The sequence below is a fragment of the Paenibacillus sp. EB106-06-01-XG199 genome (assembly GCF_058791575.1).
Genome location: NZ_JBYTDQ010000003.1, coordinates 494,034 through 514,903, shown reverse-complemented (window position 1 = coordinate 514,903; position 20,870 = coordinate 494,034). Strand labels below are relative to the sequence as shown.

Annotated in this window: 13 protein-coding genes; all 13 read left to right on the top strand. The window is 49.4% G+C overall.

Annotated elements, in window-relative coordinates; translation table 11 throughout:
- The first annotated feature begins 2 nt into the window (after positions 1-2).
- The 13 genes from dhaK (at position 3) to AC3WT9_RS13095 (ending at position 20,794) form a co-directional block, all read left to right on the top strand.
- The gene (dhaK, locus tag AC3WT9_RS13155; RefSeq protein WP_341379318.1) at positions 3-1,766 is read left to right on the top strand and encodes a dihydroxyacetone kinase subunit DhaK; all 1,764 of its coding nucleotides are present in this window, start codon (positions 3-5) and stop codon (positions 1,764-1,766) included.
- Positions 1,767-1,902: 136 nt separating this feature from the next.
- Entirely contained in the window at positions 1,903-4,050 is a 2,148-nt protein-coding gene (locus AC3WT9_RS13150) for an alpha/beta hydrolase family protein (protein ID WP_341379317.1), read from the top strand.
- A gap of 384 nt (positions 4,051-4,434) precedes the next feature.
- A complete protein-coding gene (locus tag AC3WT9_RS13145; protein ID WP_341379316.1) occupies positions 4,435-6,648 on the top strand; it encodes a helix-turn-helix domain-containing protein in 2,214 nt (737 codons plus the stop codon).
- A gap of 215 nt (positions 6,649-6,863) precedes the next feature.
- Positions 6,864-7,838, top strand: coding sequence for an ABC transporter permease (locus AC3WT9_RS13140; RefSeq protein WP_341095084.1), 975 nt, complete (start codon positions 6,864-6,866; stop codon positions 7,836-7,838).
- A 29-nt stretch (positions 7,839-7,867) separates the two neighbouring features.
- Positions 7,868-8,740 (top strand): carbohydrate ABC transporter permease, encoded by an 873-nt coding sequence (locus tag AC3WT9_RS13135; RefSeq protein WP_341095082.1) that lies wholly within the window; start codon positions 7,868-7,870, stop codon positions 8,738-8,740.
- A gap of 81 nt (positions 8,741-8,821) precedes the next feature.
- Positions 8,822-10,408 (top strand): extracellular solute-binding protein, encoded by a 1,587-nt coding sequence (locus tag AC3WT9_RS13130; RefSeq protein WP_341379315.1) that lies wholly within the window; start codon positions 8,822-8,824, stop codon positions 10,406-10,408.
- A 317-nt stretch (positions 10,409-10,725) separates the two neighbouring features.
- Positions 10,726-12,159, top strand: coding sequence for a glycosyl hydrolase family 28 protein (locus AC3WT9_RS13125; protein ID WP_341095078.1), 1,434 nt, complete (start codon positions 10,726-10,728; stop codon positions 12,157-12,159).
- 338 nt (positions 12,160-12,497) lie between these two features.
- The gene (locus tag AC3WT9_RS13120) at positions 12,498-13,454 is read left to right on the top strand and encodes a thiamine pyrophosphate-dependent dehydrogenase E1 component subunit alpha (RefSeq protein WP_341380399.1); all 957 of its coding nucleotides are present in this window, start codon (positions 12,498-12,500) and stop codon (positions 13,452-13,454) included.
- Positions 13,451-14,422, top strand: a complete 972-nt coding sequence (locus AC3WT9_RS13115) for an alpha-ketoacid dehydrogenase subunit beta (RefSeq protein WP_341379314.1) — start codon at positions 13,451-13,453, stop codon at positions 14,420-14,422. Before AC3WT9_RS13120 ends, AC3WT9_RS13115 begins: the two co-directional genes overlap by 4 nt.
- 44 nt (positions 14,423-14,466) lie before the next feature.
- Positions 14,467-15,816, top strand: coding sequence for a dihydrolipoamide acetyltransferase family protein (locus AC3WT9_RS13110; RefSeq protein WP_341095073.1), 1,350 nt, complete (start codon positions 14,467-14,469; stop codon positions 15,814-15,816).
- 141 nt (positions 15,817-15,957) lie between these two features.
- The gene (gene lpdA / locus AC3WT9_RS13105) at positions 15,958-17,346 is read left to right on the top strand and encodes a dihydrolipoyl dehydrogenase (RefSeq protein ID WP_341379313.1); all 1,389 of its coding nucleotides are present in this window, start codon (positions 15,958-15,960) and stop codon (positions 17,344-17,346) included.
- A gap of 174 nt (positions 17,347-17,520) precedes the next feature.
- Positions 17,521-18,807, top strand: a complete 1,287-nt coding sequence (rpoN, locus tag AC3WT9_RS13100; protein WP_341095070.1) for an RNA polymerase factor sigma-54 — start codon at positions 17,521-17,523, stop codon at positions 18,805-18,807.
- 31 nt (positions 18,808-18,838) lie between these two features.
- Positions 18,839-20,794 carry a sigma-54-dependent Fis family transcriptional regulator gene (locus AC3WT9_RS13095; RefSeq protein WP_341379312.1) on the top strand — a complete coding sequence of 652 codons (1,956 nt, stop codon included), beginning with the start codon at positions 18,839-18,841 and terminating at the stop codon, positions 20,792-20,794.
- The last annotated feature ends 76 nt before the right edge of the window (positions 20,795-20,870 follow it).

Below are 20,870 nucleotides of genomic sequence, written 5' to 3'. Positions count from 1 at the left end.
CCATGAAGAAGATCATCAATCAGCCGGAGAACACGGTCATTGAAATGTGCAATGGCATTGCCATGGCTCATCCGGAGCTTGAATTTGTGAGGAAGTATAAAATCATTAAGAAAAAAGAAATCAATGAAAATAAGGTCAGCCTGATTAGTGGCGGTGGCAGCGGACATGAGCCTGCACATGCAGGATATGTGGGGAAAGGCATGCTGGATGCGGCGGTATGCGGAGATATTTTCGCCTCCCCGTCCCAGATCCAGGTATATCAGGCCATTCAGGCAACCGCCAGCAAAAAGGGTACCTTGATGATTATAAAGAATTACAGCGGTGATATGATGAATTTCAAGAACGCAGCTTTTTTGGCTGAAGAAGACGGGATTGAAGTCGATTATGTCCGGGTAGAAGATGATATTTCGGTACAGGACAGTTTATATACGGTAGGGCGCCGGGGAGTAGCCGGAACTGTACTGGTGCATAAAATTGCCGGGGCGGCGGCAGAAGAGGGCTGGAGTCTGGCGCAGGTGAAAGCCGCTGCGGAGAAAGCGGCTGCAAATGTCCGCAGCATCGGTTTCGGATTAACCTCATGTACGGTTCCTGCCAAGGGAACCCCCACCTTCGAAATTGCTGAGGATGAGCTGGAATATGGCGTCGGCATTCATGGGGAGCCGGGAATCCGCCGCGAAAAAATAGCAACTGCCGATAGTCTGGCAAAACGTATGGTGGAGGCACTTTTAGCGGATTTAAAGATCGGGGGCGAAGCTTCTTCCGAGATTGCACTACTCGTTAACGGATTTGGGGGAACTCCGCTGCTGGAGCTGTATCTGTTAAATAACGCCGTGACCCGGGAATTAGCAGAGAAGAAAAATATTAAGATTTGTAAAACCTTCGTCGGAAACTATATGACAAGCATTGATATGGCCGGAGCCTCCATCACCCTTATGAAATTGGACGAAGAACTGAAAATGCTCTTATTCAAGGAAAGCGATACCCCTGCCTTCAAAGTTTCAGGGCCTACGGAAAGCGTTCCGTATGTTGATATTGCCCGGGACAATCTCACAGAATCATCTGTATCCTTTGAGACAGAAACACCTGAAGCATATGCCAAGATCAATGGCGATACCTTTACACTCGATAATTTCGTCTATCTGTTAGACAAGATGAGCGAAATCATTATTAGAAATGAAGTTCCGTTCTGTGAACTGGATTCACATGCCGGTGATGGCGATTTCGGGATGAGTATTGCCAAAGGATTCCGGCAGTTGAAGCGGGAGTGGAAAGATATTCTGGCACATAGCCAAGCGGACATAGGAAGCTTTATGAATGCTTGTTCACTGGTTATTATGGAATATTGCGGAGGGGCTTCCGGACCGATCTGGGGTTCTGCATTCCGTTCAGCGGGTAAGGCTGTTGGTGCGAAAACAGAAATAAGTGTTTCTGAATTTGCTGACATGATGCAGGCCGCTGTACAAGGCATACAAACAGTCGGTGAACGTTCATTCGGGCGTGGAGCCGTGGTGGGGGACAAAACCTTGATCGACGCTCTTGTGCCTTGTGCAGATTCCTGGTCGAAGAGCAGTCAGGCCGGAGATGATTTCAAAACCGCTTTTGTGAAGGGTGCCGATGCAGCCATTGAAGGAGCCAAAAAGACAGAAGCTATTGTGGCACGTATGGGACGCGCAGGCACTGTTGGCGAAAGAAGCATTGGATATCCCGATGCGGGTGCCTATGCGCTTGGGGTTATTTTTAAGGAGCTTTCGGATCAATTGAAGTAAAAAGATCACATTCTCAAAAGGTATCAGCGTTAGATCTCTTAGCGCTGCTATACCTGTTGCGAATATTGATAACGCTTACATTTAAGGGGCCGTGATGATGTAACCCCATAAGTTCAAGACAAAGGAGCTATCTATAATGAGTAAAATGGTTTCGCAATTCAAAAAACCACAGGGCTTGCTGGCCTTAGCCTTGAGTCTGATCATTCTTGGAAGTCTGATCGCCAATATGTTTAACACTTCATTTTACTCGGTGAACGTGAAAGAAATTAAATTCAAGGGTGATCATGGTACACTTTCCGGGCTGCTCTATACACCCGATGGGGCTGGTGCAGAGGATCCCAGGCCGGTAATCATAACGACACATGGCTATCTGAATACTAAAGAAATGCAGGATGCTCCGGCGATCGAAATGTCCAGACGGGGTTATATTGTCCTGGCGCTTGATATGTATGATCACGGTGATTCGCGCTGGGAAAGTGACATCCCCGTGAAGGACTTATTCGGCACCTTCTGGGTTTATTCCCAATTTGACGCGTCCAAGTACATTTTTGAACAGGATTACACCAAAAAAGATGATAAGGGTAACGCTTATGTCGCGGTCAGCGGCCATTCGATGGGCGGATTCTCCTCATTGGTAGCTATGTACATGGATGAACTGACCTCGCTACAGACCGGACAGCGCATGATTTATGCCGGGATTTCTGCGGGTGCCGATTTCTCTTACGCCTCCGCGGTTGCTCCTCAGGATCAGATTCAAGCTGCTTTTGGCAGCCGGACGGTAGGCATGATTGCGGGGAAATATGATGAGTTCTTCTTCAATAAGTCGGATGCTGAAAAGAGTGCCACCGAGAAGAAAGTACAGGGGACCGTTACGGAAAAGGATTTTGCGGCAACGATCTCGGGCAAAGGATTCCTTGGACTTGCCGCGGACAATCCGGCTGCAGAGACGGGAAAGTTCTACACTGTAGAATCTGGAGAATTGAAGCTTGAAGATAAGGTCGTTCGTCCAGCGCAGAGCGGTGAGCATATCTTATTTACACCTAGCCAGACTCACCCGTGGAACCATTTTTCCAAAACTGCAACCGCCAGCTTTATTGATTTTTATGCCCATGCCTTTAAAGGTGTGACCTCACCCAACCAGACAAACGCTGATCTTGGTTCAGGCAATCAAATCTGGTGGATGAAAGAAACGGGCAATGCTATAGCATTGGTGGGCTTCTTTCTGCTACTGGTTCCCTTGATCAGCTTGCTGCTGAAAGCTCCATTCCTGAAGCGTTCGGTCACGGCTTCCACAACCACGGTAAGCGCGCCTTCAACCGGGATGCAGAGAATCGCCTATTGGGCAGCCATTGTGTTCTCGACGTTGTTTCCGGCCATATTGTTCCCTACGTTAATGGATAAGCAAGCGGATGGACTGAATGTTCTGAGTGTAATTTCCATTATCCTGCTAATCATTTGTTTGGCCGCAGCGGCCGCAGGCTTTATTCTGGCCAACAGCCAGAAGGCGAACCCGGATGTCCGCGCCAAAATGAAAAACATAGGCATAGGAAGTGCGTTGCTGGCGGTAATTTCGCTGGGTTTGTGGATCGTCTTTGAAAAATCAAGTCGTATTCTCTCGACCAGTTCTTACTTTAACGAACCTACAACAAATCAGATTGGATATTGGGCGCTTGTCTCCGGTCTCATTATTGCCTTTATAACCTGTGCGTTCTACTATTTCTCGAAAAAGCAGGCGGGTACGAAATTCAGCAGCTATGGGATCCATCTGAACTCTATTACCATCATCGCCAGCTTGTGCACTGCCATTGCAGCTGTGTTCGTTGGTTATCTGCTGCTGTTCGCCGTGCAGGCAGTAGCTGGCACAGATTTCCGTCTTTGGACCTTTGCTGTACGTACCTTTGAAATCGAGCATTTGATCACCGGGCTTCGGTATATGCCGTTTTTCTTTATTTACTACTTTGTCAGTGTTGTTGCACTAAATGCCAATACAAGAGGGCAAAGAAGGGGATATCTGCTATCCATTATTCTGAATGTGGGCGGACTTATTCTTTGGATGGCAGCTCAATATGGCAAAGATTTCATTACGGGTGTTGCACTTTATCCAGGGCAATCCTTAAACGGTATTCTGCTGTTCGCCATGGTGCCGCTTCTCCTAATAGCTGCTGTATATGCCCGGAAGATTTTTGAGAAGACCAACAATGTGTGGCTGGCCTCCTTCTTGAACACCATTCTGTTCACCATGATTACCGCAGCGAATACGGCAATGTTCTGGAATCTGGTTTAGATCAACGCGAGACAAAATTAAAGGTGGTCCCGGGCTATTAGCGTAGCTGCGGGACTTTTTTTAAAATATAAAAATTTATATGCTTCACGCTATAAATCATCCTTCTATTTCCCGCTGAAACGGATACCGTCCTTTTGAGGACGGCGACCGTTTCTACTTGGTGTTTTAAAGAAAATGGAATGAATTTAAAGATTTTACACTGGTGTTTGGAGGATGATTTTGATAGGTTAAGCCGTAAGAACAGTTCATTACCAGCAGATTATTGTTAACGCTATCATTTTTGTCCGGAGCAGTGCCTGACACTTTGTGTAAAAGGAGACCTGAATCGCATTTATAATGGAAAGTGTAAAGCGATGAGTGAGACAAAGAGGGGGGATGATGTATATGCCCGAATATAAAAAAACCATTTTTATACGGTTTATCATGTCTTATACGATCCTGTCTGTTGTACTGATCGGCATCATGGGAGGGTATTGGTATACCCAAACCAACGGAATCATGGAGGATGAGATTGTTAAAGACAATCAGAACCGGCTGAATTCCGCTAAGGATTATATCGAACAGACAGTACTTAAGAAATACGAAGATAATCTGCAAAACAAAGCGCTCTCCATCCGGTTTATCCAGGAAAATTTCAATTTGAATCTGCTGCTCAACAAGAGCTGGGAGGGGAATTTAAGCCGTATCGCTTCCTTTCGGCAGGATCTGGATTTTTACAGGATCGAAAATGAAGGGCTCAGCAATGTCACCGTTTATTTCCCGGCCAATAATTATGTGGTGGATTCCAGTCAATTTTATATGAAGACTGAGAATTCGGAGGAAGCGGCGTTTATCTTAAAGCTGAACAGGGTGAAGCCTAAAGAATGGCTGTTCCGGACATTGGCGGATGGAAGTCAGGTCATGACCTACGTGATTAAACTGCCTTATGAGACACCGGGTGTGCCGACCATGGGGTACTTTTTTATCGATGTAGGCATGGAGTATCTTCAGACGGCGGCAGCCCAAATGCTCAGTTCTGCGGCTGACCGGCTGTATATCTTTAGCCCTTCCGGGCAGGCCGTTCTTCATACGGGGGAGTATGATGAAGCTTTAGGCGGATTGCTGAAGGAAACGATTCAAAACCGGCGGAACGGCAAACAGATCACCGAGGAGTCAGAAGGCAAAGCCGTCCTTTCGTATCTAGAGCCGGCCCATTCGGCGCATGACTGGACATATGCGATGTACCGCCCGATGAATTCTTTTGTACTTTCTTCCGAACAGTTGAAGGAAAGCCTTTTCATCAGCTGCGGGGCGGTCGTGCTATTTGGTCTTTTAATGTCATTTTTTTTCTCCAAGCAATTGTATATTCCGGTGAAAAAACTGGTAATGCAGATTAAAGGGTTGCAGTCGCCGGGTTCTGTCACGTTATGGGGCAATGAATATGCGTTTATTGGCAGCACCTTTAATTTATTGGAAGAGAAAATAGTGAATCTGGAAACACAGGCCAGAAAAAATGATTTGAAAAATCTGCTGCTCGGGGTAAACCTGGAAATGGAGGTAGAGTCCTTCATCAGGCCGGATTACAGCTATTGCACAGTTTATCTGAATAACCTTGAAGAGGGAACTGAAGGTTTTAAAAGCCAATATGAGCGGATGGACCACTGCTTGCCTAGCGTAGTTGTCGCCTTGAATGAGCAGGAAGCGGCTATTATTTATTATATTCCGCGGGCTGAGCCGGAACAGGAAAGGGTTATATTTGCCGATCTGCAGCAAACTCAGTCTTCAGAGCAAGCGTCAAGCTTCGGGGCAGCCATCGGTACGATAGTGAACAACCCGGAGGAAATCGCCGACTCCTACCAGATGGCCAAACAGGCGGACCGATATCATTTTTTATACGGGAAGGATTCCATTGTTGCCTATTCCAGTATCGTTGAGCTGAATACGGCGCCTCATCTGTTTCCTTACGATCATTTCAAAAATGCGCTGCAGGCGGGAGACGAGGATAGCGTGAACAGCTTCCTTGATCATTTTCTGCAGACTCTCCAGGAAAGCAAGCTGCAGATTGAGGCGGTGGAACTGGCCTTGCTTCAGCTGATTATGCAGTTGTATCAATCCGTAATTGAGCTTAAGCTGCAGCACTTTCTGCCGCACTCGAATATCTTTGATGAATTAAAGAAAGACACGCTCACCGGTACGGTTGAAGGGATACGGGTGCTGTCCATGCAGATTACCGAGCATCTGAAATATTCGGGCAACCATGCGCATACGGATCTGATCCGTACCCTGAAGAATTACATTGAAGACCATTTACATGAGGATTTATCCCTGCAGATCCTTTCAAAGGAAGTATCACTTGCTCCAGCTTATATTTCCACACTGTTCAGTGAGGGGACAAAGGAGTCTTTTACGGAGTATGTAACCCGGCTGCGTCTGGAAAAAGCTGCGGATCTGCTGCGTTGCCAGCCCCGCCTTTCGGTGTCGGTGATCGCCTCGCAGGTCGGGTATCGTAATCCCCAGTATTTTCACAGCAAATTTAAGACGCGTTTTGGTGTCACGCCCGTCCAATACCGGAACTCGCAGCTGGCGGCCCTCGATACCTTGTTTTTAGAGAACGAATAGTAAGAGAATGATAAGTTAAAATAAGATGATGATAGGGCTGTTGGCTGGAGCATCTGGTTATGCTTTCCAGTCAACGGCCTTTTTTTTGCCTTTAAGGGCAGAAGTGAAAGATTTTATAAAGATTCGAATGAAGTTGCAATGGAAAAAGCGCTTTCAGGACCCTAAGATGGGAATGTGGTTTGAGGGATTTTGGATTTTGGAAAGGAGCAGTCAACATGAACCCGGTGAATCGTCCGGAAATTGACGGAGGGAAGAGATTGTACCCTGCCCGGCCGTCGAGAATTGCAGCAACCTGGAGAGAGTACAAAAAATGCAGATACTTGTTTCTGCTGCTCGCTCCGGTGATGATTTGGTACGCAGTGTTTGCCTACGCCCCGATGTACGGTATTCAACTGGCTTTTAAGGATTTTAGGATTATGGATGGCATCTGGGGCAGCCCGTGGGTCGGCCTCAAACATTTCGAGTTCCTGTTCTTTCAGTCCCCTGATTTTCTGCGGATTTTGAAGAATACGGTTACGATCAGTTTTCTGCATATTGCCTTCGGCTTTCCCGCACCGATTATACTCGCGCTGCTGATCAACGAGATCCGCTCAAGCAGCTTCAAAAGGGTTGCGCAGTCGCTGACGTATCTGCCGCATTTTTTTTCCTGGGTCATTCTCTCGGGAATTCTGATCACCTTGCTGTCCCCGTCGAGCGGTGTAGTGAATTACCTGCTGCAGCTTGTAGGACTAGAGCCGATTTATTTCCTGGGCAATCCTAATTATTTCCGCTTCACGCTGGTAACCTCGGGGATATGGAAAGAAGTGGGCTGGGGGACGATCATTTATTTGGCCGCGCTCGCCGGAATACAGCCCGAAATGTACGAAGCTGCCGTCATGGACGGAGCCAGCCGCTGGAGGCAGACCCTCAGTATTACACTTCCGACGATTTTACCGGTCATTATCCTAATGTTTATTCTGCGGATTGGCAGTGTGCTGGATGCCGGATTTGATCAGATTCTTAACCTCTATTCACCTGCGACCTATAGTGTGGCAGATATTCTGGACACCTATGTTTACAGGGTTGGCTTGCAGAACTTCCAGTTCAGCCTGACGACGGCGGTCGGCTTGTTCAAGAATGTGATCGCTTTTGCTCTGGTGTTGACTACGAACTTTGTTTCTAAAAAGCTGGGACAGCAAGGCATCTTTTAAACGGAAAAACCGGATAGGAGGATAAGACAGTGAAACATAGTTTGGGTAGTACCCTTTTTCAGGCCTGTTTAATTACTTTTATGATCATCTTATGTATCGTCATGTTGTATCCATTCGTCCATATGCTCTCCATATCGTTCAGCACACCGGCGGAAGCTTTGAGACTGGGAATCCATTTGTACCCGCAGAAGGTCTCATTATTCGCCTGGGAGAAAGTGCTGGGCAATCCTGATATCTGGACGGGGTTTGGAAACACACTTTTTCGTACCGTAGTTGGCACCATTTGTTCCATCTTGTTCATGTCATTTGGTGCTTACCCGCTCTCCCGTAAATACTTGCCGCACCGCAATGTGTACACAATGATTATTGTGTTCACGATGTTTTTCAGCGGAGGGATGATTCCTTCGTATTTCCTGATCAAGTCCCTGGGACTGCTGGATTCGCGCCTGGTCTATATTATTCCTGGTCTCATCAGTACCTTCTCGATGCTCATTCTGCGCAATTTCTTTCAGGAGATTCCCGACGAGCTTGAGGATTCGGCTAAAATTGATGGTGCCAATGATCTGCGCATTCTGTTTCAGCTTGTGCTGCCGTTATCGCTGCCCGTCATTGCGACATTGTCGCTATGGTCGGCGGTGGGACATTGGAACGCCTGGTTTGACGCGGTTCTCTACATACAGGACCCCTCCAAGCAGGTGCTGCAGACCTTCCTGAGACGGGTGGTTATCACGGGAGAGAATCTCTCCCTGTTTGCGAACGATGTTAAGGGCTCTGAACTGGGTTATGGAGAGCCGATTAAAGCGGCCACCCTGATGTTCACGGCGCTGCCGATCATTATTGTCTATCCGTTCCTGCAAAAGTATTTTGTCAAAGGAACCATGGTGGGATCGCTTAAAGGTTAACCGGTGTTTGCTCAAGCTGTCTTTCACGGCGGTTTGATGAAATTATAAAATTGCTAACGATCAAAAGGGAGGCTATTAGAAATGAATAAAAAGAAGCTTGTCACCGGTATGCTGGGGCTGGCCATGTCAGTATCGCTGATTGTGAGCGGTTGCAGCAGCAATGGGAACAACAAGGCGGCTAAAGAAAACAATGCAGGAGAAGCCGCAAATGCCGGCAAAGAAGCACCGATTGAAATTACACTCGCCAACAACTGGAACAAACCGAAAGCGGACAACAATTATGTCCAGAAGTTTCTGGAGCAGAAATTTAATGTCAAGTTTAAGAATGTTACCTTTGAGACGGCAACCTGGAAAGAACAATTTAACGTAATGCTGGCCTCCGGTGAAATCCCCGACATTATATCCGTGGACGGCACTGTAGGCGATATGGTGCAATGGGCGGATCAGGGCATCCTTGCCAGCATTTCCAAAGAGGAGATTAAGCAATACATGCCTAAATATACGGCGGATGTGGAGAGCGTTGATCCCAACGCCTGGGACCCTGGCAGTTACAACGGGAAAAACTGGGGTGTGCCAAAGGTATGGGGCGAAGGTGCAACGGGCTTTGTTCCCGCCTTCAACGGACAATGGCTGAAGGCCGTAGGATACAACGAGCCGCCCAAAGATCTTACGGAGCTTGAAGATGTTCTGACCAAATTCACGAATAATGATCCTGACGGAAACGGCAAAAAAGACACGTATGGCCTAACAGGACGCGGCAAGGATGCCCAGGCACAGCTGTTCAATACAGTGTTCGCGGCTTACGGTGTTGCTCCTTACCAGTTTAAATTGGACGCCGATGGCAAAGTGACCTATGGTGCGGTTACGGAGGAAGCACGCAATGCGCTGAAGCTGCTGAATAAATGGTATAAAGCAGGGATTATCGACCCCGAGTTTATTACGGACGGCAACGGCGAAATTCAAACCAAATTCATCAGCCTGCGCACCGGACTTATCGAGACCGGAATGTGGCATCATTTATATGATGACGGTTACTTTGGCCTGGTCTCTAAGGATAAGGGCATTGAACTGGTTCCAGGGGTCCCGTTCACCGGTCCGGATGGCAAGAAATATGCCATGGCAAACGGAGCATTGCAGCCGCCGCTGTTATTCGGCGCACAGCTTGAGAAGGATGAAGCCAAACGGATCAGAATTTTGCAGATTCTTGAATATGTCACTAGCGATGATGAAGGTTATCTGACCACAGCCTTTGGAGAAAAAGGAAACTCTTATAATCTGGAAGGTGATCTGGCAGTAATTACAGAAGCGGCAACGGGAACGGAATTAATGGGTGAGTTAGGTACCGGCTTCTACAATCCTTTTGGCGGCAAGGTCAATTCGATGATGAAGCACCACTATTCCCCGGAAAAGCTTACTTACAAGGAAAAACTGACAAATGTGGAGGGACTGACGGTCCTAACCGATCTGATGCAGTCAACGGTGATGACAACAAAAGCGCAGTATGAGGCCATCCTGAATACACTTCAGGCGCAGTATTATATCAAGGCCATCTCCGGCGAATCCAATACGGATAAAGACTTTGATGATTTCCGGTCCCAGTGGCTCAATTCCGGCGGCCAGACGGAACTTGATGAAGCACAAAAGATTTATGAGGAACGCAGTAAATAAAATGAACTTATATAGATTGAACTTAAAACTTGAGGAAAGGGAGCGGAGCGACGGAGGGGAAGTTTGGAACTGGAGGAGCGATAGCGACCGCCTTTGTCTGCGGATTTCAACCGCGAACAGCAGTCTAAATCAAGAAACCCGAAGACAACAGCGGCCGGAAGTCCAAACATTCCCCGCAGTTGCGACTGACCCTTTACTCTAAACCTCTCAGTTCAATCTATATAGTGTGAGCAACGGAAGACCGGCTTAAGCGGTACACGGAGAACGTGCCCGCTTCTATGCCGGTCTCCTCATTATGCCGGAGGGAGTCTAACATCATGCAGGAAGCAAATACAGAGCTGGTAGTATATCCGGTGCCGGAAGGTGCCGCTGGAAACCCGGATTTCTCGGTGAAGGTCCGCAGGCCGCAGGGGGAATGGCAGCCCTTGTTCTGCCACAATGTGAAGGTCGATATGCATGAAGTGCGCAATGCCTCCATGGTCTCGTTTGATTGTTCCGGGCCGGTGGAACTGGAGATTGTGAAGAATGACGGGATCGTTAAGGAAGCTGTTGTACGTCCTCTATCAGCGGATATAAACTGTGAATGCGAAAGGAATGTGATACTGCTCCGGCTGGATGGCCCGCGGCAGCTATCCTTGGAAGCGGACGGGGAACGGTTCCACAACCTGCATATTTTCGCCAATCCATTGGATGAGAATATCCCGGCTATCGCCGGTTCGGAAGTGCTTACTCTGGAACCGGGAACCCATGTCACGGCAGAAATCCAGGAGACCCTGGCCAGTTTGCCTGCAGATGAGAAACCCAAGGTGGTTTATTTTGCACCCGGCATTCACCGCCTGGATTCAGCCCGGCTTGAATTACCTTCCAATACAGTGATTTATATCGCGGGCGGGGCCGTGGTTTATGGCGGTTTTATTTGCAGTCATGTCCATGATGTGCAGATTTGCGGCAGGGGGGTTCTGTATATGTCGGATTTCGAGAAGACGACCTATTACCGCGGTGTGGAAATCAGCTATTCCCGGAACATCTCCATTGAAGGCATTACGGTTATTGATCCGCCCCATTATACGGTTCTGCTGGGACAATCAGAGCGAATCGACATCCGGAATATCAAAACCTTCAGTACCCGCGGCTGGTCTGACGGCATAGATATGATGGCTTGCACGGATGTGAAGATCGACAGTGTATTTCTCCGCACCTCAGATGATTGTATCGCCATCTATGCTTCGCGCGGCGATTACCAGGGCGATACCCGCAGAGTTGCCGTTACCCGTTCGATTCTTTGGGCGGATGTTGCCCATCCGGCCAATATTGGGACGCACGGCAACCATGAAGGCAATGGGGATGTGATTGAAGATATTCTATTCCACGATATTGATATCCTTGAACATCACGAGCCTCAGCCGGACTATTGGGGATGTCTGGCGATCAATGCGGGTGACAATAACACGGTACAGAATGTTACTTACGAGGATATACGCATTGAACCTTTTGAACTCGGAGAGTTGTTTAACGTGAGAGTGCTTCAGAACCTCAAATACAATCCAGCTCCCGGTAAGATCATCCGGAATATTCTATTCCGAAATATATGCTATTCCGGCAGCAGCACTAATCCATCCCATATAGCAGGCTATGATGAAATCCGCAGGGTAGAGAACGTGAGGTTTGAGAATGTAACGATAAATGGCAGGCTATTGGATCTTTCGCAAGATGTTGTTATCGGAGCATATGTGAGTCAAATAAAATCCTGATCTAACTACAAAAACAAGTCCATGTTTCATAGTATATACTCGTTTGATGTTATAAGCGGAAGCTTTTGGTTAACTCATCTATATTCCCATTCCGGGAAACTTCCCAAAAAGGGAAAATCTCAAACACTCTTTTCCCTTTTTGGGAAAGGGTGTTTTTTTGCTGCCGCCGTTCATTCGACCGGATAACCCATCTGACAGCTATAATTCAAGGAAACCGGCCTGGAAAAATAAAAATAGAGAATCCTGCAAAGTTGGCACGAAATTTGCTCTGTATATAGGTGAAGGCCAAATCAAGAGGAGGGATTCACTTGCATATTTCAAAAGAATTGCTTGGCGGGATGTACCGGAAGATGTTGAGTATCCGGAAATTTGAAAAGACTGCATCCACCTTTTTTGCTGAAGGAAAAATACCGGGCTTTGTTCATCTGTACATCGGGGAAGAAGCAATAGCCGTCGGGGCATGCGCCAATCTGCGGGATGACGATTATATTACGAGTACCCACCGGGGGCATGGACATATCGTGGCCAAGGGCGGGAATCTGAAATATATGATGGCAGAGCTGTTCGGCAAAGAAACCGGATACTGTAAAGGCAAAGGCGGTTCGATGCATATTGCAGATGCGGAGCTGGGCATTTTGGGTGCCAATGGAATTGTTGGTGCAGGCCATCTGATTGCAACCGGGGCGGCTTGGAGCGCTCATTATAGAGGAAGCGATCAGGTCAGCGTGTGCTTTTTCGGAGATGCTTCCACGAATCAGAGCACATTTCATGAAGCGATGAATTTAGCGAGTTTATGGAAGCTGCCAGTAATTTTTATATGTGAGAACAATCTGTATGGGATATCGGTCAGCCAGGCCAGACATCAGACGATCAAGGATATTGCCAAACGTGCCGAGGGCTATTGCATGCCTTCCCTTACGGCCGACGGCAACGATGTGGTTACGGTGTATGAACATGTGCAAGAGGCGGTACAGCGGGCGAGAAATGGTGAAGGTCCTACCTTGCTGGAATTCAAAACATACAGACAGCATGGACACTTCGAAGGTGATCCGGGAGCATACCGACCGAAGGAAGAAGTAGAGGCCTGGCTGCTAAAGGACCCAATTCCCAGATTTGAGGAGTACCTTATGGAGCACAAGCTAATGACGGCAGACGAGTTGAAGCAGATCGAGGATGAGGTTGACGGGGAGATTCAGGAGGCGCTTGATTTCGCTTTTGCCAGCGATTATCCGGCTCTGGAATCTTCGGTTCAAGGTATTTATTCCGATATCGTTGAGGAGGCGCGCAGCAGATGAGAAAAATGACCTATGGTGAAGGAATCCGTGAAGGTATGCGCAGCAAAATGCTGGAGGACCCGAATGTGGTATTGCTTGGGGAGGATGTCGGGCCGTACGGAGGAACCTTCGGGGTAACGAAGGGGCTCTGGGAGCAATTCGGTGAAGAGCGGGTACGGGATACTCCGATTTCCGAAGGAATTATTGTTGGGGCTTCCGTAGGGGCAGCAGCAACAGGGCTGAGACCTGTTGCCGAGCTGATGTTCATTGACTTTCTGACCTTCGGCATGGACGGACTGGTGAATCAGGCTGCGAAGATGCGATACATGTTCGGCGGCAAAATCTCCGTGCCGCTCGTACTGCGGCTGCCGGCAGGCGGTGGAATCAGTGCGGGGGCACAGCACTCCGGATCACTGGAGGCCTGGGTGACGCATGTTCCGGGACTTAAGGTGGTCTATCCTTCCAACGCTCAGGATGCCTGGGGGATGATGCTGACTGCGATTGAAGATGACAATCCGGTGGTGTATATCGAGAGCAAGGTTCTGTATTCCAAGAAATATGAGGTGGACGACAAGGTTGCCGCGATTCCTTTTGGCGTAGCCAGCATCAAGCGGGAAGGAAGCGACGTTTCCATTATTACGTATGGCAAGCAAGTGGATGATGCGCTTAGTGCCGCAAAAGCTCTGGCGAAAGAGGGAATCGAAGCAGAGGTAATTGATCTGCGCTCGCTTTATCCGCTTGACCAGGAAGCGATCTTCGCCTCAGTCGCCAAAACTCACCGGGCGCTTGTTGTAACCGAAGAAGTGAAGCGGGGCGGGTTCGGGGGTGAACTGTCCGCCATGATCTCCGAGCTGTGTTTTGACGAGCTGGATGCTCCTGTTGTGCGAATCGGTGCACTTAATACTCCCGTCCCTTATTCTCCGGCGCTGGAAGCCTATGTGCTGCCAAATACGGATGATATTATTCAGGGCATCAAGAGCATGTTCTGATCAGGCTCAGGAAATGTCAGTAAGCAAACTTGCGGAGGTGCACAATGGCTGAACTTATCGTTATGCCCAAATTAGGGCTCACTATGACCGAGGGGACAATCTCCAATTGGCGAAAAGCTGAAGGGGACACCGTGGCCCAAGGGGAAATCCTGTTTGATGTGGAGACCGACAAAATCTCCAATGAAGTTGAAGCAAAGGTTGGCGGTGTACTGCGGAAAATCATTGTAGAGGAAGGCACTGTTGAGATCTTCCAGCCGGTTGCTGTCATAGGCAATGCCAGTGAGGATATTTCCGCTCTGCTCGGTGGGGGCGGGATGCCGGCAGTTCCCGCTCCTGAACAGGGCAGAGCTCTGGCTGATACCGGAGTAGCTACGTCAGATTCCAGTGAAACGTCGCTTCATGCTGCCGGGGGCAGAATCAAGGCTTCGCCGTATGCGAAGAAGACAGCCGGGTTGTTGTCCGTTGATCTGCAGCAGGTGAAAGGGAGCGGGCCGCAGGGCAGAATTACCGAAGGGGATGTACGTAAGTATGCCGCAGAAGGCGGCAGCAGATCCGTAGATAAATTGAAAATATCTCCAGCGGCGGCTAAGGAAGCGGCGGCGCTTGGAATTGATCTTTCCGGGCTCCATAAAGAAGGGAGAATTATGAAGGAAGACATCCGCTCCTTCGCAGCAGCCTCCAATCAGACAGCGGTACAGACCGCAGTACAGGCCGCCGTGCAGGAAGTCAAACGTGTGCCGATGAACAGCATGCGCAAAATCATCGCCAAACGAATGCTGGAAAGCCAGGCGGTTTCTCCGACTGTGACCTACAATATGAAGCTGGATACAACGGCTCTGGGTGCGCTGAGACAGCAGCTGAAGGAGACGCTCAAGGTTACTTATACAGATTTGCTGGTCAGTATTGTAGCCAGGTCCCTGCTGGAGTTTCCACTTCTGAACTGCTCCATTGAGGGAACCGAGCTTGTCATGAGAAATTATGCCAACATCGGCGTAGCCGTGGGACTGGATGAAGGACTAGTTGTTCCTGTGGTCAAGAATCCCGCGCAAAAAGGGCTGGCAGAAATATCGCAGGAAGTGAAACGGCTGGCGGCAGGAGCCAGAAATAACAGCTTGACCTCCGAGCAGATGACGGGAGGCACCTTTACCATTACCAATCTGGGAATGTATGGAATGGAGTCCTTCACACCGATTATCAATCAACCTGAGGTTGCTATTCTGGGCGTCAATGCCATAGTGAATACTCCGGTCGCAGTCAATGGAGAAGTTGTCATCCGACCCTTGATGAACATCAGCCTGACCGCTGACCATAGAGCAGTGGATGGAACGGTTGCAGCGCAATTTATGCAAAAAATCAAAGCCTATGTAGAGAAACCGGCACTGCTGCTGCTGTGAGAAGCGTATGCTTCCGAAGTCAGTTTTGCGAAGTGAAATAAGAAAGCCTAAGCTATCAAAACTTAGGTGTATGCTTCCGAAGTGAGTTTTGCGAAGTGAAATAAGAAAGCCTATGCTATCAAAACTTTTAGGAGGACAACAATGAGGATCGTTGTGCTTGGAGGCGGCCCAGGCGGATACGTGGCCGCAATTAGGGCTGCGCAGTTGGGGGCGGAAGTTACACTTGTGGAGAAGAAGGCGCTGGGAGGGACCTGCCTTAATGTCGGCTGTATACCCACCAAGGTGCTGCTTCATACCTCGGAGCTGTATACACACCTGAAGCGGGATGCCAAGGAGCTTGGTATTGAAGCGGGCGAGGTCTCAGTGAACTGGGGCCAGTTGCAGAAACACAAAGATAAGATCATCAGAATAAACACTGGAGGCATCGAGACACTGCTCAAAAAAAACAAGATTGCCAAGCTGAGCGGCTCAGGCAAATTTACAAGTAGCAGCGAACTGGAAGTGACTGCAGCCGATGGCAGTGTCCGGGCGCTGGGCTTTGACCGGGCGATTATCGCTACCGGCTCAGAGCCCTCGATCGTGCCTATTCCCGGTGCAGAACTGGAAGGGGTTATAACAAGCGATGAAGCACTATCGCTCCCTGCGGTACCGGAGCGCCTCTGCATTATTGGCGGCGGGGTAATCGGCTGTGAGTTCGCTAGTGTCTATAGCAGCTTGGGCTGCAAGGTTACGATTATCGAGATGCTGCCCGAACTGATCGCGGTCATGGACCGTGATATTGTGCAGTGCCTGCGAAAGGAATTCGCAAGCACCGGCATAGAGATGCATACAGAGACGAAAGTGGAGAGAATCGAGCAGACGGCGGCAGGATTGCGGGTAGTCACTTCCACCGGTAACGGCCATCATGTCATAGAGGCGGACAAAGTGCTGCTGTCCATTGGCCGGCGGCCGGTGACTACGGGCCTGGGACTGGAGGACATCGGGGTGGAGATTAAACGCGGTGCAATTCAGGTCAACCGGAATATGGAGACCAGCATACCGGGCATCTATGCTATCGGGGATTGCAACGGAGGAATCATGCTGGCACATGTAGCCTCCGCAGAAGGGGTTATTGCTGCGGAAGCGATTATGGGTGAGCCATCGCTGATAGATTTCAGAACGGTCCCTTCCTGTGTCTACACACGGCCCGAACTGGCATCCGTGGGAATGACGGAGGCAGAGGCCATACAGCAGGGATTTCAGGTGAAGACCGGGGTATTTCCGCTTCAGGCCAATGCCAAATCCATGATCATGGGTGAGAGCAACGGGCTGGTGAAGTATGTTGTTGACGCCGGCAATGATGAAATTCTGGGGCTGCATATTGCGGGACCGCGGGCAACGGACATCATTGTGGAAGGGGCGCTGGCTATTCGCCTTGAAGCAACGCTGGATGAGGTCGTTACCACCATTCATGCCCATCCGACAGTTGCGGAATCGTTGCACGAAGCTGCGCACGCCGTTCATAACCGTGCCATTCATCTTCACGTTTAACGTATAGCCTTCAATTCACCAGAGAGATGTCAAATACGATGAACAGACTATGCCGATCCCTTATATCCCTGCGGATTGTCATACTAAGTTCATCGTATTTGTCTTTTTTGGACGTTATGGCGATTTATAATAGAGAGAGATAATGTAAGCGTATACACGACGAGGGGTGAGCAAATGAGGCTTGCTTTGGATACTAAGCAACGAATGGGTTTGTCGCCGGGGCTGCGGCAATCCCTTGAGGTACTACAAATGGACTTGCAAGAGCTGGGGCAATATGTGGACCGGTTGTCAGAGGGAAATCCGCTGATTGAGGTTCAATATTCATTAGGCGGCAGCAGGGTCAGAAGCGGAAAGAGTACCCAGCATTTGCTGCAATATGTGGCCGGTCCCCGGCAGAATCTGCAGGATCATCTGTTGTCGCAATTAAATCTGCTCTCGCTGCCTGAGACGGAACGGTCTCTTGCGGCCTATCTGATCGGCTGCCTGGATGATAAGGGATATTTTGTTGAACGGGTAGAGGAGACGGCCGCCGGACTGGGAGTCGGCTGTCAGGATATCGAAACCGGACTGAGATTCGTTCAGTCCTTGGAGCCTTACGGAGTCGGCGCCAGGAATTTGCAGGAATGTCTGGTGCTGCAACTGGAACACACCGGCAGAATAACACCCTTATTACGGAAGCTGATTGAACGCCATCTTGAGCAGTTGGGCAGTAATCAGTTAGTCCGTGTGGCCAAAGAATTGAAGACTTCACTAAAGAGTATTAAGGAATCATGCAATGTGATTAAATCCTTGAATCCCCGCCCCGGCAATACCTTTGATCATGGGGAATCAACGGTGTACATTGTGCCGGATGTATCCGTTGTGTTGAAGAACGGCTTGTACGAAGCCGCCCCGCATCCTTTGTCGTGCCCGCAGATTACCTTTGCCGAAAGCTATCAACGTTTGTTCAGCCTGAGCGGAGACGAAGAAACACGCAACTATCTGCGGGAGAAGAACGAACAGGCCAACTGGATCATGAAATGCATCGAAGAACGAAAGGTGACTTTATGCAGCGTGGTTGGCGCCATTTTGAAGCTGCAGCGGCCTTTTTTCGAAAGAGGGCAGGATTATCTGATGCCCTTAACCCTTGGCAGAATAGCTGAAGAACTGGATCTTCATGAGTCTACGGTGAGCCGGGCGATCCGGGGCAAATATGTGCAGTGTACATGGGGAACCTTTGAGTTAAAGTATTTTTTTCCTTCCGGAATTACGGGAGAAGATACCGATTGGACACCGGATGCCTTGAAGAGAATCATCCGTGACATTATAGAGGGCGAAGATAAGCGGGCAGCCTATAGCGACCGCAAAATCACCGAGCTTCTGCTTGAGCAAGGTGCGGTCCTCTCCCGCCGGACGGTCGCCAAGTATAGGGAATCCATGCGGATTGCCTCCGCCCCGGGCAGACGTGATTATCCGATTTAAATGCTGCACGCAACGGAAAGGAGCAGTAGACATGCGAATCAGCTACGCACAATCGCTTGGGAACTGGGAACATTTCATATCCAGCGGGGAGATTGCCGCCGGGACCAAGCCGGAAATAGCCGCTTCATGGAGAAGATGCCGCCAATCCGGAGTCGATCCGATGCGCGGCAAGGGAATGCAGGTGTCAGAAGAGGAACTGGCTTCCCGCTTACTGGAGAAGAAGCAGCTTCTTTCCATTGCAGGGCCGGTCATGAACAGTATCTTTCAGATCATTAAGGATACTGTATACGCAATTGTCTTGACCGATCAGGATGGGGTGCTTCTGCACACGATGCTCAATAAGGAGCTTGAACCAGAATGTGTCAAGGTGAATTTCGTGGAAGGGGCTAAGTGGGATGAGCTCAGTGTGGGCACCAATGCGGTCGGCACTGCATTGGCTATCAATGATGAAGTTCAGGTGCTAGGCGGCGAGCATTATTGCACAACGCACCATGCTTGGACCTGCTCGGCCGCACCGATTCATGATAGCCGGGGCAACGTGATTGGCTGTCTGGATCTGTCGGGCAAGGCCGAAGATGTGCATGCCCATACGTTCGGCGTTGTGGTGTCGGCGGTCAGCAGTATCGAGAAGCAGCTGCATATGCTGGAGACGAGCCAGATGATGCATGCCGTATTTCAGTCGATGCAGGACGGGCTGCTTGTCATTGACACCGAATACCACGTACGGCATTTTAATGAAAGACTGGCCTCAATCTTTATGCTCAGCCTGCAACAGATGGAAGCTTTATGCATCAAAGAACTGCTGGAAGAGGTCGATTTGGACAGTGTATTTGCCGGTGAGAGGCATTTAAGCTACGCGGACTGTACACTTACCGTCGGCAGCAACAAGATCGATTGCATGGTGAACATTTATCCCTTCACCTTCGATGACAAGATTCTTGGCGCTTCGCTCACGATCAGGGAAGCCGGGCAGGTGCGCAAAGAGGTCAATCAATTGGCCGGCTTCAAGGCGAACTACCGGTTCGAGGAAATCATCACGGACAATTCCTATATGCAGGGACAAATTGCTTTTGCCAAGAGAATTGCGAAGACAAATTGTACTGTGCTGATCGAAGGGGAGAGCGGAACAGGAAAGGAGCTGTTTGCCCAATCCATTCATAATGCCAGCCTGCGGGCCGGAGGCCCCTTTATTGCGATTAACTGCGCGGCGCTGCCTAAAGATCTTGTGGAGAGCGAACTGTTCGGCTACGAGAAGGGCTCCTTCACGGGAGCGCTGCGGGAAGGCAATCCGGGGAAGTTCGAGCTGGCGCACGGGGGAACTATTTTTCTGGATGAAATCGGGGAACTGCCGCTGGAAATTCAGGCGAAGCTGCTCCGTGTTCTGGATAACCATAAGGTCCGCAGAATCGGCGGCAAGCATGAGCGGACGCTGGATGTAAGAGTCATAGCGGCCACCAACCGCGATTTGGTGGAGGAAGTAAGCCTGAAATCTTATCGCAGCGACCTTTATTACCGTTTGAATGTGATCAATATCAAGCTGTCACCGCTAAGGGAACGCACGGAGGATATTGCACCGCTGGCGAGACTCTTCCTGACGAAGTGCAACCGTGATCATCCCGGCCCGGCAAAGCAGTTCAGCCCCTCCTTTCTGGAAGCCTTGCAGAGCTATGAGTGGCAGGGAAATGCACGTGAGCTTCAGAATGCCGTGCAGCGGGCTTATTATGTGTGTAGCTTCGCTTGCATTACCCATCTGGATTTGCCCCCCGTAAGGATTACACCTGTGCAGCACAGCAACAGCGGTAGTGTGGCAGTGTCACAGCAGCCTGTAAGGGAGGCGTCCGGCAAAAAAATGGAGCAGATAGAGATCGAGAGTATTTGTAGTGCGCTTCAAACCTGCAGCGGCAATGTTGTGACCGCAGCCAAAATGCTGGGCATAGGGAAATCGACCATGTACCGGAAGATTACGGAGTATGGGATAAGCAAATAGGATAAATTTAAAGGATATTTTTGATACGTTCTCCTATGATGAGAATCAATTAGTCTAAGCATTTTTGTTCAGCCGA